This window comes from Erythrobacter sp. EC-HK427 (assembly GCF_902498745.1).
In the GTDB taxonomy this organism is placed as follows: Bacteria; Pseudomonadota; Alphaproteobacteria; order Sphingomonadales; family Sphingomonadaceae; genus Alteraurantiacibacter.
Map to the genome: position 1 here is coordinate 682814 of NZ_LR701479.1, position 14559 is coordinate 697372.

Here is a 14559-nt window from a genome sequence, read left to right on the forward strand (position 1 = left end):
TTCAAATGTCATACCCGGACGGCTGCGAGAACGATGCCATCATGATTAAGTGTTGACGTGATGTTATGGTGTATCATAAGCGCGCTGGCAAGCGGCGCATAGGCCTTACAGGATGCGTCAGCTCCACACATTCCAGTATCCGAACGGGGAGCCAATTCGGTGGTAGACTTTCGTTATCAAGCATCTCTCGCAGCCGTTGCAGCGGCGATTTCCGTTCCCGCCCCACTCTTGGCGCAGGACACACAAGGTGAAGCGGTTCAGGAGCAGCCAGACGATCAGATCGTCGTCACCGGCGTGCGCCAATTTTATCGGGGGGATTTTGCCCTCAGCGAGATTCCGCAATCGATTGACCTTATCGAGGAAGACACACTTGCCCAAAACGGCATTGTCCGTCTGGTCGACGCGCTAGACCTGAATGCCTCCGTTGCGCGCCAGAATACTCTGGGTGGGCTCTTCGATGCTTTCGCGGTGCGCGGTTTTGCCGGGGACGAGAACCTGCCTACCGGATATCTCGTCAATGGGTTCAATGGGGGGCGGGGTTTTGGCGGCCAGAGAGATACGGCCGGGATCGAGCGGATCGAAGTCTTGAAGGGGCCTTCAGCTGCACTCTTCGGACGCGGTGAGCCGGGCGGTACCATCAACCTTGTTACGAAACAGGCCCGGATAGGCGACACTTTTGGCGATGTGGCTGTTCAGTATGGCAGCTTTGAGCGCTTTCGTGGCGAGGTCGACCTTAATCTTGCTGTAACTGACAACCTGTCGGTGCGCCTTATCGGTTACGCTGAGGATGCCGACAGCTTCAGGGATACTGTCGAGGAGCTAAGATGGGGCTTCCTGCCATCGATCGGTCTTGCCCTCGGCGAGAACACCAGGCTCACCTATGATCTCGAAAAGACCCGCGTCGAGGTGCCGTTTGACCGTGGTATCGTAGTGCTGAACAATGATTTTGACACGGTCCCGCGCGAGCGTTTTATTGGCGAACCGGGCGATGGCGATCACGTCGCCCGCGCCGAGGGGCATCAGTTGCGCCTGCAGCACGATTTCAGCGATCGCTGGAGCGCGCTGATTGGAGCGAGCATACGCGATACACTGTTGACCGGCTTTTCCTCCGATCCGGAATTGGCCGGATCACGCCAGCCAGTCTTCACCGACGGTCGCTCGCTCTCGCGTCAGCGGCGTTCGAGGCTTTACGATTCCCAGCAGATAGTCGTTCGCGGCGAGGTCAGCGGCGAGTTCGAAACCGGCGCCCTCGCGCATCGCGTTCTCATCGGTGCCGATTATGATCAGTTTGAGAACTTCCAGGACTTCCGCCGCGTTCGTCCCCCTTCAGTCGCGAGTAACCCGAGCGAGCAGGCCGCTTACATCATTGACATTCTCAATCCAGTTTATGGCCGGTTCCCGCTTCCGACGCCGTTACCGCAGAACAATCGACTGGACGTCCAGGAATCCTTCGGGTTCTTCATTCAGGACCAAATCGAGCTGACTGATCGGCTGCAAATCCGCCTTGGCGCGCGTTACGATGATTTTTCGCTGAGGACGGAGAACAACATCACCGATGTGATAAGCAATCGCAGCGATAGCCGCATCAGCCCTCAGGCCGGGATTGTCTACGAACTTAGCGCTCCAATAACGCTGTACGCGGCCTACAGCGAAGGGTTCAGAGCAAATATTGGAACGGACGTAACCGGCGTAATCTTCGATCCCGAAATCAGCCGATCCATCGAGGCTGGGGCCAAGCTTTCCTTGCTAGACGGGGCAGTCACCGGAACCTTTACGCTGTTCCAGCTGGAGAAGGAAAACGTTCTCGCCAGCGACATCAATAACCCCGGATTCTCCGTAGCCATCGGCGAAGCGCGCAGCCGAGGCATCGAGCTTGATCTGAATGGTCGGCTTCCAGGCGATTTCGAATTCTTGCTAAGCTATGCCTATGTCGATGCGGAATCCCGGTCGAGTGTGCTCGATCCCAACTTCTCGTTCGTCATTGAACCGGGCGATCCGCTTATCAACATTCCAGATCACTCGCTGAATGCCCAACTGTCTAAACGCTTCATCCTTGGCAATCGCACATGGATGCTGGGCGCGGGCGTGCAGCATGTCGGCGAACGACTGGGAGCCACAGGTACGGATTTCGTGCTTCCAGATCATACGCTTTTCCGGATCTTCGGCGAGGTTGAGTTGGTCGATGGCGTCATGCTCAACGGGAGCGTGACCAATCTGTTCGATACCGACTGGTATGCGAACAGCTACTCCTCGCTGTGGGTAATACCAGGCGCTCCTCGTACGGCGACGGTTTCGCTGCAATTCGCATTCTAAATGTCGAGATCGCTCTGATGAACACCCCGCTTGAGGCACGATCTGTATCGCTTGTGCGCGAGGGCAATGCAGTCCTCGATGACGTCTCTTTCTCCGTCGCACAAGGCGAAATCTTCGCGCTGCTTGGCGGAAACGGGGCGGGCAAGTCGAGCACCTTACTCACGTTCCTCGGCTTCTTGCAGCCATCGTCTGGCGAGGTGCTGGTCAATGGCCAGAGCGTTCATGCGGACGTTGCCGCTGCACGCTCGGCCATGGCCTACCTGCCCGAGGCCGCTACGCTTTACGGACATATGAGCGCCTATGAGAACCTTGAGTATTTCCTCGACCTTGCAGGACGCAAGGCGACAAGTAGCGAGCTAGACGCAGCATTTGATCGGGTCGCGCTGATCGACGAAGCGCGTAGTCGGCGGTTGCAATCCTATTCCAAGGGAATGCGTCAGAAGACCGCAATTGCGCTCGCATTGCTGCGTGGAACCCCAATCCTGCTGCTGGACGAACCCACCTCCGGGCTCGACCCTGTGGCCATCGACGAGTTTCACGATCTGGTAAAAGTGCTGGCCTCCAGCGGCCAGACCATCCTCATGGTGACGCATGATGTCTATGGAGCGTGCCAGGTGGCGGACCGTGTTGGCCTCCTGCGACAGGGCAAGCTGGTTGGCAGTTTCACTGCCAAACCGGGCGAGAGGATCGACACCGAAACAGTCCATGCAGCCTTTGCGGAGCGCGAGGCATCATGAGCACGGCAATTCGCATTGCCCGTGAAGAATGGCGGCTTTGGCTGCGCTCCAAAGTGGTCGTTGCAGCGGCCCTAACCATTGCGGTGCTTCTCGCAGCAACCAGCGTGCTGACCATCAACCGGATTGCTGACGAGCAGTCGCAACGGATGGAGCAGCAGGTGGCAGCAGAAGAGACGTTCTTTGCCCAGCCCGATCGCCATCCGCACCGCATGGTCCATTACGGTCACTACGCCTTCCGCCCTCCGCCACCGCTTGCCGTCTTCGAGCCGGGCGTTGATGCTGTCACGGGGCAGTCGATCTTCCTCGAAGGACATCGCCAGAACAGCGCAATGTTTGCCGATACCAAGGCCGCCGCCGACCTTGGCGGATTTGCTTCCCTGACACCGGCCAGCCTGTATCAGCTGTTGCTGCCGCTTCTACTGATCGTACTGGGTCACGCGATGTTCCTGCGCGAACGGGAAACCGGCACTCTGGCCGTGCTGCTGGCGCAAGGAACTTCGGGAACAAGGCTCACACTGGGCAAGGCAACCGCGCTGCTGTCCGTGATTGCGATCTTCATGATCCCGCTCGCGCTTATCGCTGCCTACTCGGTCGCGCTTGGCGAAAGTGCTCTGGCCGCAGCTTCTCTGGTTGCCGGGTATTTTGTCTATTTGTGCGCGTGGGGCGCCCTCGTTCTCGCCGCATCGATCCTGATCCGGCAGCGTGCCGTGTCGCTCGGCGCGCTCGTATTCATCTGGCTGTTCGCCGCGCTTATCGTTCCACGCTTTGCCATCAACGTCAGCAGCGCGGCCATTGATGCGCCGGGCAAGATCGAAAGCGATCTTGTGATGCTCGCTGAACAGCGCAAGCTGGGCGATGGTCATAACGCAGCCGATCCGGCGTTCGAGCAATTGCAGGCGCAAGTTCTGGAGCAATATGGCGTCGAGACTGTCGAGGAGCTCCCGATCAACTGGCGGGGCGTGGTGGCGACGTATTCGGAGACCGAGCTAACCGATCTGCTCAATCGCTTTGCCGAAAACAGGATGGCGCTGGAAGCGGGGCAATCGCGCCTGTTCGATCTCTTCGGACTTCTCTCACCGACCATCGCAGTTGCCTCGTCCTCGCGCACACTTGCCGGAACCGATCTGGCTACGCATCACCGCTTTCTGCGAGAGGCCGAAGTCCTGCGCTTTGATTTCGTCCAGGCCCTGAACCAAGCGCATGTAACCGATCTGGATTACACGCTCGACATCAATCGCAACAAGGACACAGCCGCGGCTGAGGCCGCCAGGATCAATGCCGAAAGCTGGCAGGTTCTGGACGAGTTCCGGTTCCAGCCCGACAACGCAAATGAGCGTCTCTCACGGGCTGGATTGCCGCTCGGCATTCTGCTCCTCTGGTTGGGATTATCCAGCGGTATCGTAGTTTGGGCAGCACGGAGGGTACGCATCTGATGTGGAGCTCCCTCGCCCGTGAGTTTCGCTTTCTGCTCAAGGATCGCGGCGCGCTATTCTGGCTCTTGTTGGCCTTCATTCTTTCTGTGATCGCGGTATCCTTTGGCATTGCCGAGGTACGCGAGCAGCGGGCAACCATCGCGACACTTGTCGAGGAAGATGCAGCGGACCGGGCCAACGCCTTGTCGACGCAGGAAGACTGGGGAAGCGCTGCCTATTACGCTTTCCATCTGACCTATGAGCCACCATCCGATTTCGCCTTTGCCGCAATGGGCCAACGCGACACCGCGCCGTGGAAGCACCGGATCAAGATGCTGGCGATCGAGGGCCAGATACACGAGGCCGATACGCGCAATGCCGATTTCGGCCTGGTCGGGCGGTTCGACTTCGCCTTTCTTGCAGCCGCTGTCGCGCCGCTTTTGCTGATCCTCTTGCTCTACGATCTTCGCGCCTCGGAACGCACCGCACGGCGGTATGACTTGCTTGTGGCAACCGCCTGGTCTCCTCGATCGCTCTGGTTACCTCGCGCAGCTTTGCGTGTTGTCGGCCTCTCGCTGCTTCTGCTTGTGCCGCTCTGCGTTGGAGCGGTGATCGAGGGGACTGCGCCAAGCGTCGTTCTTCAGGCGAGTGCGATTGTTATTGTCTCGCTTCTGGTTTGGTGGCTGATTGTCGAATTGCTGAGCCGCATCGATGCCTCACCATCGGTTCTGCTGACTTCGCTGATCGGACTTTGGTTGGCGCTTGCGATCCTCGTGCCTGCTATCTCGAAAGCTGCAATCGAAGCGGCAAACCCGGTTCCTGATGGCGGCGAGATCCTGCTGCTCCAGCGCGAAACGGTGAATGATGCATGGGATTTGCCGAAAGAAGCGACCATGGAGCCGTTTATCGAGCAATATCCCGAATGGCGCGAGCATGCGGTTATCGATGAAGGTTTTGAGTGGAAATGGTATTACGCCTTCCAGCAGGTCGGCGATCAGACGGTCGCACCGCTCGCGAACCAATACCGCGAAGCCAGGCTGGAGCGTGATCGAGCCGCTGGAATGTTGTCACTGCTCTCGCCAACTTCATTCGTGGAGCGCGCATTTGAGAAATTGGCCGAAACCGACTCAACTGCGATGGTCGGATACGAAGACAGGGTTCGAGAGTTCCACGAGGAACTGCGGAATTTCCATTATCCCCTGTTGTTTCCAGAAGTGGAGTTCGATGCCGCCAGATTGGACGATCTCCCGCGCTATGATCCACCAGTTAAGTAGGTGGTCTGGTCGGGACCACTGCGCGCCCTCAATCTCGCCATTAGCCAGGGGAATTACGCTGTTGCGGACAGTTGAGTAGCTGCTTTCCAATGCTCACAGGATGAAACCGGACGGTCCGCTTTCGGCCCAGATTTTCACCTTATTGGGTTGCTCTTCCCTCGGCCAATGACGGCCAAGGAGAAAGACAATGGGATATTCACGATTTGATACAGCTGCGCGGCATCGCCCGGCCTGGAACGCCGGCAAGAATGTCGGAACAAAGCGTCCGCTGACGCAGAAGCAGATTTGGGCGATCCGCTTTCATCTCGATCGCGAAGGACGGTTGAGAGACAAGGCGCTCTTCGATCTCGCAATCGATAGCAAGTTGCGAGGGTGCGATTTGGTTAAAATCAAGATCGGCGACGTGGTTGCTGGCGCTGACATCCGCAATCGTGCGACCGTCATTCAGCAGAAAACCAATCGGCCAGTCCAGTTCGAACTCACCGCCGATGTGCGAGCGACATTACTAGCCTGGCTAGAGCGACGGGGCGGTTCAACGGGCGACTATCTCTTCCCAAGCAGGGTAGATCATGCCGGACACATGAGCACGCGCCAGTATGCCCGCCTTGTCGATGAATGGGTGAGTGCGATTGGTCTTCGGAAGTCTGAATACGGAACGCATTCGCTTCGGCGGACAAAAGCCGCAATGATCTATCGGGCCACCGGCAACATTCGGGCGATCCAGATTTTGCTGGGGCACACCAAGATTGAGAACACGGTCCGCTATCTCGGTGTCGATGTCGAAGACGCTCTCCTCCTGGCAGAGCGCACCGAAATCTGATCCGTCGAGCGGTCGGCCGTCGATCCCCGGCCGACCGCTTTGGAGCATCTACGATACGCGGACAGACGGCCGAGATTGGGTGGAAAGGCGAAGGGCGGCTTTCCGATGCACTGTTTGGTGTCAGACGACACGCGCCTTGTAGAGAAACGGGGTCTCTTTCAGACCGGCCGCTTCGAGTGCGTCGCCAAGCCGACGGCTCATGAACAGCGATTTGAACAGGCCATCATCAAGCCAGACATCGGGGCCCTGGAGCGCAGCACGAGAAACAGCGATGAAATTTGTGCTCAAGCCACTAGGGCTTGAACACCTCAAGGCTGTCACCGGGTTTGATGTCATTCGTTTCTTCCAGGACCACTCCGCATTCTAATCCTGAGCGGACTTCATCGACATCGTCTTTAAACCGCCGGAGGGATGCGATGCTGGTAGCAGAAACGATAACATCCTTGCGGTAGAGCCGAGCAAAGAGATCTTTTTGAATGACGCCTTCTGTAACGAGCAGGCCTGCAACAATGGTATTTTTGCCTGATCTGAAGACTTGTTTAACCTCTGCGCGCCCTACGACTGTTTTGTGATCCGTGTGACCATGAAAAGAAAATTCTCGAATCTTCCAATTCTGTCCAATCGTTTCATTTCTAAATTTAGTCGCGGCGATCTCAATAGCGTTTAGAAGACCAGCCCTATCCCTACGAAATTCCATAACCTCGATTGCAAAAAAGGCATCTGATCTATCTTCGGCGAAATAGTAGTCATCAAGGTTTCTGACTAATTCTAAGTGGCTCCCCACGATCAATTTGTCATTTCGATCAACGAAACCCATGAACCCGTCACCTCCAAGTGTGACGACTTTTTGGGGGATCGAGCCGCAAAAATTCGCGTAGCCAATCGGATCAAATTTCAAGAATGACGAAATCTGAAAGGAATCATTTAATTCTTGGACATATAGATTGTTTGACTCAGTAGAGCCAAAATAAGGGATAACAAAGGTTGGACGCATAGGCCCAGGATAAATAAAGCCGCGCAACCTCATGGCTTTTTAATTAAGCCCTTGGCCTCGTAAAAATTCAGCACCTTTTCATATATCGTCGAGTAGTAAGCCTCGACGCTTAATGATTGAATTGTATATGTTATAATATCAGCCCCCCATCGGCCTTCAATTGCATCACGAACCTCGGGGACGTCGCCATAAGAGCAAGGTAGGATAACTGCCAGAGGTTTCTTAACTGTTAGATCGACCTGCTCTTCACTCTGAATTTCGACAGCTAGACGCCGGTCATCATATTTGTCCCGATAGCGATTATCGCCTGCCAAGCGGTGGACTGCCATAATTTCAGCGTCTAGTGGCGTGATGCTGAATTCTTGCTTGAATGCTTCCTCGCTTTTGGGATTGAGAAGGAAATAATCTCGCACATTTCTGAAATAGGCTCCAATTATCCGTGCTGGAGCGTCTAAAACATTGGTGACATCGAACTTCTCTAGTTCCATCATTTGAATGTACTCAGGATAGCGTTTCCCATCGTGCGCACCACTATCGAAGGGAAACACTCGCTTGAACGTGCCAAGAGATTGATAATCAAATATAAAGCAGCAAGGCAGCTCCCATTCCGCAGCAACAGCGTCGGTACTCATTGACTTATAAGCGGGGCGGCCGACGAAAAAATAATTGAGCTTCTCGCCTTCGAACACGTCGCACATTAGAGGGACGATAGCATCGCTTGGCATAACTTTGTTGGTCAGCGAATAAGAAGGAAGGCTGTGCACCAAGGGCAAGCTCGGTGAAGGGACAATCGAATTTCGCTCCAAAAAATCGGCAAAGCTCGACATCAATTCCTCCTGTTTCGCGACAGAACTGGTGTCCCAGCCTAACGGAAAATTAGCAATTTTGCCAAGCAAAGATTATGAAATTGCATTGGTCCAACGGCAGCAAGTCTGTTTTGCTTTTTTTAGCCCATCGATCAGAGTGATCAGCCTACTTGTGATGCGGTATTCTAGGAAGCCTCTCGTAACTGGACAAAGCTGCCTAAGTTCTTGTTCCCCTGAAGCTTGCTTTCGGCAAAGGCTCGGCACAGCGGAAATGAATGGCGCCTTGGAGGTGTGGTCAATCCATCGCCCCGGCCCAGCTATCGCCTTATCCCCCGGATCACGTCCGGGGTGACGGGGATGACCGCTTCGGGGTCGCTTGCTGAATGGCAGCATTTTTTCAGAACCGTGGCAAAGCCGCCAGGCGGCTTTCGGGACCGCGCATCGGCCCCGCTCACGACCACTTGTGGGGTGATTGTTGAATGGCGGCTTTTCTCGCCGCCAAGACCGGGCATCCTTGCAGCGGGTTCAGGCGCTGGCCCGGGCATTTTGAAACCGGGTGATGGTATCAAGGTTGCTTTCAATGCACCGTGCCAAGGCCAGTACGTTCCGCGCCACGTCGGTCCCGATGGGTGTCAGGCGGTAATCGACGTGCGGCGGCACCACCTGATGGGCGATCCGCTCGATCAGGCCATCGTCTTCCAGCAGGCGCAAGGATTGGGTCAGCATCCGTTCGGACACGCCCCCGACCCGGCGGCGCAGCGCGCTGAACCGCAAGGTGCCGTCCATCAATGCGATCAGCACCAAGGCTCCCCACCTGCTGGTGACGTGGCTCAGCACTGCGCGCGATCCGCATTTCTCGTTCAGCACATCGGGAGAAAATTGCATCGGTGGCTTCTCTTTCTCATACTTACAAAAATGTGGGTACTTACGTTTTGAGCGTGTCGGTTTATCTGCCTTTCGTCAACCACGCAAAAGGACCCCACACCATGACAATCGCAATTACCGGCACCAGCGGACAGCTTGGCCGTGAAGCCATCGGTTTTCTCAAGAGCCGCTTTGATCCGCCTGCGCTGATTGCGCTGGCGCGTGATCCTGCCAAGGTGACCGATCTGGGCGTTACGGCGCGCGCCTTCGATTACACCTGCGCTCCCGCAGATCTCGCCCCGGCCCTCGCGGGTGTTGAAACCCTGGTGCTGATCTCGTCGAGCGATTTCAATGACCGGGTCGGCCAGCACCGCAATGTGATCGATGCTGCCGTTGCTGCCGGGGTCGGGCGGATCATTTACACCTCGATCCTCAAGGCCGATGTCTCACACCTGCTTATTGCCGAGGATCACCGCGCCACCGAAGCCATTATCGCCGCTTCCGGTCTGCCCGCCACGGTGCTGCGCAATGGCTGGTACACGGAAAACTGGACCGGCGCGCTGGGTGCGGCGCTCGAAGCTGGCGCGATGATCGGGGCCGCGGGCGCGGCGCAATTCACGCCTGCCACCCGCCGCGACTACGCCGAAGCCATCGCGATTGTCGCCGCCGATGCCAGCCATGCCGGGGCGACCTATGAACTGGGCGGGGATGAGGCCTTCACGCTGGCGGAACTGGCCGCCGAAGTCGCCCGCCATACCGGCACGCCGCTGCCCTACAACGACCTTCCGCCGGAGGTCTATCAGGGCATCCTCGAAAGCTTCGGCCTGCCCGCGGGCTTTGCCGCGATGCTGGTCGATGTCGATGTGAAGGCATCCGAAGGCTGGCTTTACGATACCAGCGCCGTGCTGTCGGGCCTGCTGGGCCGGCCGACCGCGTCAATGGCCAGCGCGGTTGCCGCCGCGCTCGGTTGAACCATAGCTGGAGGCCGTTGCAGGCAGCCAGAATGGGACTGCCTGCAACGGCCAATAGTCGCGCTTTTCCATTAACTGTGTTTCGCTGCCCAATATCAATCGGCCGCCAGTGTCACGGGGTCCGATGCGCCTGCCCGATCCTGATACTTCTTCACGATCCTTGCCCGGGCATGGGGGGCAATGTTGATCCTGGACAGGTCGCCGTCAGCCCATGCCAGCACTCTTGGGTTCATCACCCGGAAGAACAGCAGCGGAATCGTCGCCAGCACGAACATGCCGGGATAACCGCTCGGCAGGCGCGGCAAATCGGGGAAGTTGCGCAGTATCTGATAGGGCCGAAGCGGGTTTGCGTGGTGGTCCGAATGGCGCTGCAGGTGGAAGGTCATCAGGTTGGAGACCCGGTGATTGGCATTCCACGAATGATGCTGGCGCACGGGTTCATAATGGCCATTCGGCTTTTTCTGGCGGAGCAGTCCGTAATGCTCGATATAGTTGGCCTGAGTCAGCGCGAACCACCCGAACGCATGGTGCACGATCAGGAAGGGCAGAATGGTCCAGCCAATCAGCGCGATCAAGCTGCCCGTAACCGTGACCGTGATCGCCAGCCCGCGCAGGATTTCATTGTCCGGCGAAATGACGCCCTTCTTCTTGCGGGCGAGCCGCGTTGCCTCCTCTGCCCATCCGCGCATGATCGCGCCCGGAATTTCGCGCATCGCAAAGCGATAGATGGATTCGCCCATGCGCGAGCTTGCCGGATCCTCGGGCGTTGATACCCAGACATGATGCCCATGATTATGCTCGACCCGGAAATGGGCGTAGCCCACAACCGCATTGGCCCACATGGCAAAGCGGCGGTCCGTCTTGTCATGCTTGTGGCCCAGTTCGTGGCCGATCGTGAGGCCATTGCCCCCGATCATGAAACCAACCCCAACCGCCAGCGCGGCAATTGACCAGAATGGAAGGTCCTGCGTGCCGATCAGCCAGACGGTGGCAAGAAAGCTGATCCACAGCATCGGCACCGCCGCACGCACCAGCCACGTGTAATGGCGTTCGCCTGACATTTTGGCCAGCATGGCATCGGACAGATTTTCGGGGTCCTCTCCGAAAAGGCCATCCAGCACGGGAACGATGACAAACAGAAAGATGGCCGGGATCAGCGTGGCCCACACGCCCAGCCCGGTGAAGTACAGCCCCAACGCAAACGCGGGGATGAGATTTGCGAAAAGCGAGAGCGCATAGAGCCAGCGCTTGTTATCTTTGTCTGTTTGCGATTGCGGGATCGACAGGGATGTCATGGTCGTGGCCCTTGAAGTTAACTTCATAACGGTGTGATGGCCGGGATACGGGCGTAGCGGCCTCACCAACAGTTCCCGTCAGGCCAAGTTTGTGGCATTTTGCGCCACATGACCCATGACACCGCGCCCGGCGCACCGCAGATACGCATGCCCGCCAGCTATGTGCGTGCCATTATCCGGCGGTATGAAAGCGTGCTTTCGCAAGACGCAGATTGGTTTGCTGCGGTGCAGGACGCATTGGCCCGGCCCGCAAATTCGGGCAGCGTCGCGCTTGGGTTTCTGTTCGATGTGGTTGATCGCCTTAACCGTAGAATAGGCCCGGCCTGGCCGATCGATGCGGCACCTGTCTGGCGCACAGCGATGCACGGATCGCTGGATGTTGCCACGCGCAGCAGCGCGACGATTGGCGATGCGATTGATATCCTTGTGCGTTACGGGCGTGTTCGCGCACCGTTCTTTACCATTCGCCAGATCATGCGGCCGCAATCGCGAACGCTGATCTTCATGCCCGTTTGCGACATGGAAAAACCTGTCTTTCAGGCGCTGGGTGAGGCTGTTGTCTTGAGCGGCATGGGGATGCTGGATCAAGTCAGTGAAGGCCAGATTGATGGGATTGGTATTCTGGTTCCATGGCAAGCGCCTGACCATGCCGGTATCCTGAACGACCGGTTGGGCGGGGTGATTTCCTTTGGCGCACCGCAGATTGAGCTGCGCATCCCGGCATCGCTCTGCCCGATGCCCATTCCCTTTTTCGACCCCGACCTGCTGGCAGCAGCCCGGCATGAACTGGATCACGCGCTGGGCGCGCTATCGGGGGTTGATCTGATTGTTGAAGATGTGAAGCGGCTTCTGGCGGCATCCGGGACAGCGCGGACGAGCGAAGAGGCAATCGCCCGGCAACTAGGCCTGTCCCGCCGCACACTCGTGCGCCGGCTTGGCGCGCATGGGACGACATTTCGCCGCTTGCTAGACGGTCATCTCATCCAGAAAGCCGCCCAATTGAGCGCGACAAGGGCCCTTACCCGCGATGCCCTGGCCGATCAGCTGGGTTATGCCGATCCCACCAGCCTGAGCAGGGCAATGCGCAGATGGCGCAAGGATGAAGCGGGCGGATAGACAGGGTGGGAAGGGTGCGGGCAATGTCGAAAGCAGTCCCAAATCGATGCGATAGGCATTCGTTTGGGGTCGGGGTTTTTCAATCAGCTGATTGCTCTTGCTGGTGCGGCCCTTTGATCCACGCTGACCACCCTGCGGCAACCCCATAGCGCAAATGCTACAAGGGCGCGTTATGACAGGAACTGGGTCGGAAGCCGAATGTCAGCTTTCCGCTCTCCGCCGTTCGAAAGCGGACCGTCAACAATCGGCCCATTTCCAGACTATCGACGTGATATGTTACCGACGACTGCTTTCAGGTACGCCCAAGTAACGTCCGAACGACCGAGATTGGGGTGGGGAGTGGACGTTTAACAGGTTCGACCAATCAGGGCGCACGCCGGAGTTCCTGTTGCATCTATGACCGCAGAGGTTAGCCTCTGATATAAGCGAAATGGAGGTAACTTGAGATTTCAACTAACCAAATCGCAACGTTGGCTGGTTGTTGGACTAGCCATTGCTATCTCGATCATGCTTTTTGTGCAGGTAGAGGAGGAGGGCTTGGCCGACTCTCAATGGTTGGTTGGCCTGTTGGTTGTTGGTGGCCTTCTATTCGCCGCATTCAGTTCCAATTCGCAAGGCGCTCCCGCAGCCAAAGCGAAGCGCACAATGGCTTTCGGCGAAGAAGAAATACGTGAGGAGTTTCTGGAGACATACGCCCAGATTTCTAGCTTTTTGAGAGCTGCTGCGACAAATTCGGTCCCTTCGGGCGTGCATTATGAACTCGATGGAATTTCGACGAATATGCGATCCGAAATTCTTGTGCAGGCTGATGAAGTTGGAACGAAGCTTTCCTTCGCAATCTGTTGGCTGGCCATTGCACGGCAATCGCCAGAAGCCCAACATAGCGCTACTGCCGAGAAGCTCATGCTGATTGCCGGTGGCCACCTATCCAAAGCAATCGCGAACCAGTTAAGGCAGGAAGGCCTAGAGGCCGAAGCCAGACCTCGCGCGCTCCAAGCTGCGGCTAAAGAAATTGGGCGGTATAAACTCGCGGCGGTTGAAGCAGCCAAGGCGTTCGCAGCAAGTAGGAACCATCCGATGGATTCCCTTTACAACTTAGTCGAGACGGAGCTTCCGCTTGGCCATCGAACCCCTGAAGAGAGAGAGAAATTTTACGGTCCCAAAATCCGAGAGCAGTGGGGAAGACCGGAGCGTAGACCACGCACTAATCCGCAGCCTGCATCCAAATCTCAAGTCGATGCATTGGAGGCTTTGGCCAACTCAATCCCAAAGCTCGATGAGCGTTATGAACTGATGGAGAAACTATACAACTCGCTTTGCAATCAGTGGTCTGAGTTCTTCTCAAGCTCTGTGGTTGATCGTCTTGGCCGCCTTAGCCGGTCAGACATGGACCACATGCGGAAGTTTTCTGAGATGGCCGCGATCTCGATGTCCTTTGCGAATCTGATGCTCTTCATCAAGGGCGAGCAAGCCAGGTACAAGGATGAAGATCGGAATATAGATGCGAGCGTCGCTAGAGTGCTTGCGACCCAGCGACTGTCGAAGCAAATCAAGCACACTTTGGATACAGGGCCAGCATTGTTGACAAAGGACCAGAAGCACCCCGATGTTTTGCGCTCGATGGCGATGAAGAAGCTCGAAGCTTACGAGTTGGCGGTAATCGAGAGCATGTCTCGCTATTCGAAGCAAACAGAGTTCCCATTCGACCCACTGTTCGTCGCGATCGACAAAGAGGCAAGATACAATCTTCCTGATCCAAAGGCACGAGAGGACTTTTTTGGAATCAAGTTCCGAGAAGAGCTGGGGCGATTGGTCCGAAATAGAGAACCCTAGTGGGATCGAGAGCTATCTCAGATTATTTGCTAAGCTTTAGATCGCGGAGCCGTTCTGAACGTCCGCAATTGGGTCGTTTGCTGAAGGGCAGCTTTGGGCGTTAGGGAGCCTAAAATCAGACAGT

At 56.8% G+C, this 14559-nt stretch carries 12 protein-coding genes and 1 pseudogene; 8 read left to right on the forward strand and 5 right to left on the reverse strand.

Going from position 1 to position 14559, the window contains the following annotated elements:
* Window positions 1–159: 159 nt before the first annotated feature.
* From GC121_RS03275 to GC121_RS03295, 5 genes are all read left to right on the forward strand, one after another.
* The gene (locus GC121_RS03275; RefSeq protein ID WP_234421093.1) at window positions 160–2313 is read left to right on the forward strand and encodes a TonB-dependent siderophore receptor; all 2154 of its coding nucleotides are present in this window, start codon (window positions 160–162) and stop codon (window positions 2311–2313) included.
* Window positions 2314–2330: 17 nt separating this feature from the next.
* Entirely contained in the window at window positions 2331–3050 is a 720-nt protein-coding gene (locus GC121_RS03280; protein ID WP_151972745.1) for an ABC transporter ATP-binding protein, read from the forward strand.
* Window positions 3047–4483, forward strand: a complete 1437-nt coding sequence (locus GC121_RS03285) for a DUF3526 domain-containing protein (protein ID WP_151972746.1) — start codon at window positions 3047–3049, stop codon at window positions 4481–4483. Before GC121_RS03280 ends, GC121_RS03285 begins: the two co-directional genes overlap by 4 nt.
* Window positions 4483–5736, forward strand: coding sequence for a DUF3526 domain-containing protein (locus GC121_RS03290; RefSeq protein WP_199857727.1), 1254 nt, complete (start codon window positions 4483–4485; stop codon window positions 5734–5736). Before GC121_RS03285 ends, GC121_RS03290 begins: the two co-directional genes overlap by 1 nt.
* Before the next feature lie 187 nt (window positions 5737–5923).
* Window positions 5924–6556, forward strand: a complete 633-nt coding sequence (locus tag GC121_RS03295) for a tyrosine-type recombinase/integrase (RefSeq protein WP_151972747.1) — start codon at window positions 5924–5926, stop codon at window positions 6554–6556.
* Window positions 6557–6676: 120 nt separating this feature from the next.
* Here GC121_RS03295 and GC121_RS15210 read toward each other — a convergent pair whose 3' ends face one another.
* The 4 genes and pseudogenes from GC121_RS15210 to GC121_RS03310 all read right to left on the reverse strand — a co-directional run bounded on the left by GC121_RS15210 (window position 6677) and on the right by GC121_RS03310 (window position 9241).
* Window positions 6677–6844, reverse strand: a complete 168-nt coding sequence (locus tag GC121_RS15210; RefSeq protein WP_199857728.1) for a hypothetical protein — start codon at window positions 6842–6844, stop codon at window positions 6677–6679.
* A gap of 4 nt (window positions 6845–6848) precedes the next feature.
* Window positions 6849–7124: pseudogene (locus tag GC121_RS03300) on the reverse strand (translation initiation factor IF-2); the annotation flags it as partial.
* A gap of 455 nt (window positions 7125–7579) precedes the next feature.
* Entirely contained in the window at window positions 7580–8377 is a 798-nt protein-coding gene (locus tag GC121_RS03305) for a hypothetical protein (protein ID WP_151972748.1), read from the reverse strand.
* A gap of 504 nt (window positions 8378–8881) precedes the next feature.
* Entirely contained in the window at window positions 8882–9241 is a 360-nt protein-coding gene (locus tag GC121_RS03310) for a helix-turn-helix domain-containing protein (RefSeq protein ID WP_151972749.1), read from the reverse strand.
* Between the two features lie 101 nt (window positions 9242–9342).
* On the opposite strand from GC121_RS03310, the gene GC121_RS03315 reads away from it, so the two are divergent.
* On the forward strand, window positions 9343–10191 hold the full coding sequence (locus tag GC121_RS03315) for an NAD(P)H-binding protein (RefSeq protein ID WP_151972750.1): 849 nt from the start codon (window positions 9343–9345) through the stop codon (window positions 10189–10191).
* Between the two features lie 95 nt (window positions 10192–10286).
* On the opposite strand, the gene GC121_RS03320 is transcribed toward GC121_RS03315, so the two are convergent.
* Window positions 10287–11486, reverse strand: coding sequence for an alkane 1-monooxygenase (locus GC121_RS03320; RefSeq protein WP_199857729.1), 1200 nt, complete (start codon window positions 11484–11486; stop codon window positions 10287–10289).
* A 108-nt stretch (window positions 11487–11594) separates the two neighbouring features.
* Between GC121_RS03320 and GC121_RS03325 the strand changes: the two genes are divergently transcribed.
* Both GC121_RS03325 and GC121_RS03330 read left to right on the forward strand, forming a co-directional pair.
* Window positions 11595–12602 (forward strand): AraC family transcriptional regulator, encoded by a 1008-nt coding sequence (locus tag GC121_RS03325; RefSeq protein ID WP_151972752.1) that lies wholly within the window; start codon window positions 11595–11597, stop codon window positions 12600–12602.
* A 441-nt stretch (window positions 12603–13043) separates the two neighbouring features.
* Window positions 13044–14435 (forward strand): hypothetical protein, encoded by a 1392-nt coding sequence (locus GC121_RS03330; protein WP_151972753.1) that lies wholly within the window; start codon window positions 13044–13046, stop codon window positions 14433–14435.
* Window positions 14436–14559 lie beyond the last annotated feature (124 nt).

Coding starts and splice junctions, on each gene's coding strand:
- GC121_RS03280 (WP_151972745.1), top strand. CDS start 2,331: ATGAACACCCCGCTTGAGGCACGATCTGTATCGCTTGTGCGCGAGGGC.
- GC121_RS03285 (WP_151972746.1), top strand. CDS start 3,047: ATGAGCACGGCAATTCGCATTGCCCGTGAAGAATGGCGGCTTTGGCTG.
- GC121_RS03290 (WP_199857727.1), top strand. CDS start 4,483: ATGTGGAGCTCCCTCGCCCGTGAGTTTCGCTTTCTGCTCAAGGATCGC.
- GC121_RS03295 (WP_151972747.1), top strand. CDS start 5,924: ATGGGATATTCACGATTTGATACAGCTGCGCGGCATCGCCCGGCCTGG.
- GC121_RS03305 (WP_151972748.1), bottom strand. CDS start 8,377: ATGTCGAGCTTTGCCGATTTTTTGGAGCGAAATTCGATTGTCCCTTCA.
- GC121_RS03310 (WP_151972749.1), bottom strand. CDS start 9,241: ATGCAATTTTCTCCCGATGTGCTGAACGAGAAATGCGGATCGCGCGCA.
- GC121_RS03315 (WP_151972750.1), top strand. CDS start 9,343: ATGACAATCGCAATTACCGGCACCAGCGGACAGCTTGGCCGTGAAGCC.
- GC121_RS03320 (WP_199857729.1), bottom strand. CDS start 11,486: ATGACATCCCTGTCGATCCCGCAATCGCAAACAGACAAAGATAACAAG.
- GC121_RS03325 (WP_151972752.1), top strand. CDS start 11,595: ATGACCCATGACACCGCGCCCGGCGCACCGCAGATACGCATGCCCGCC.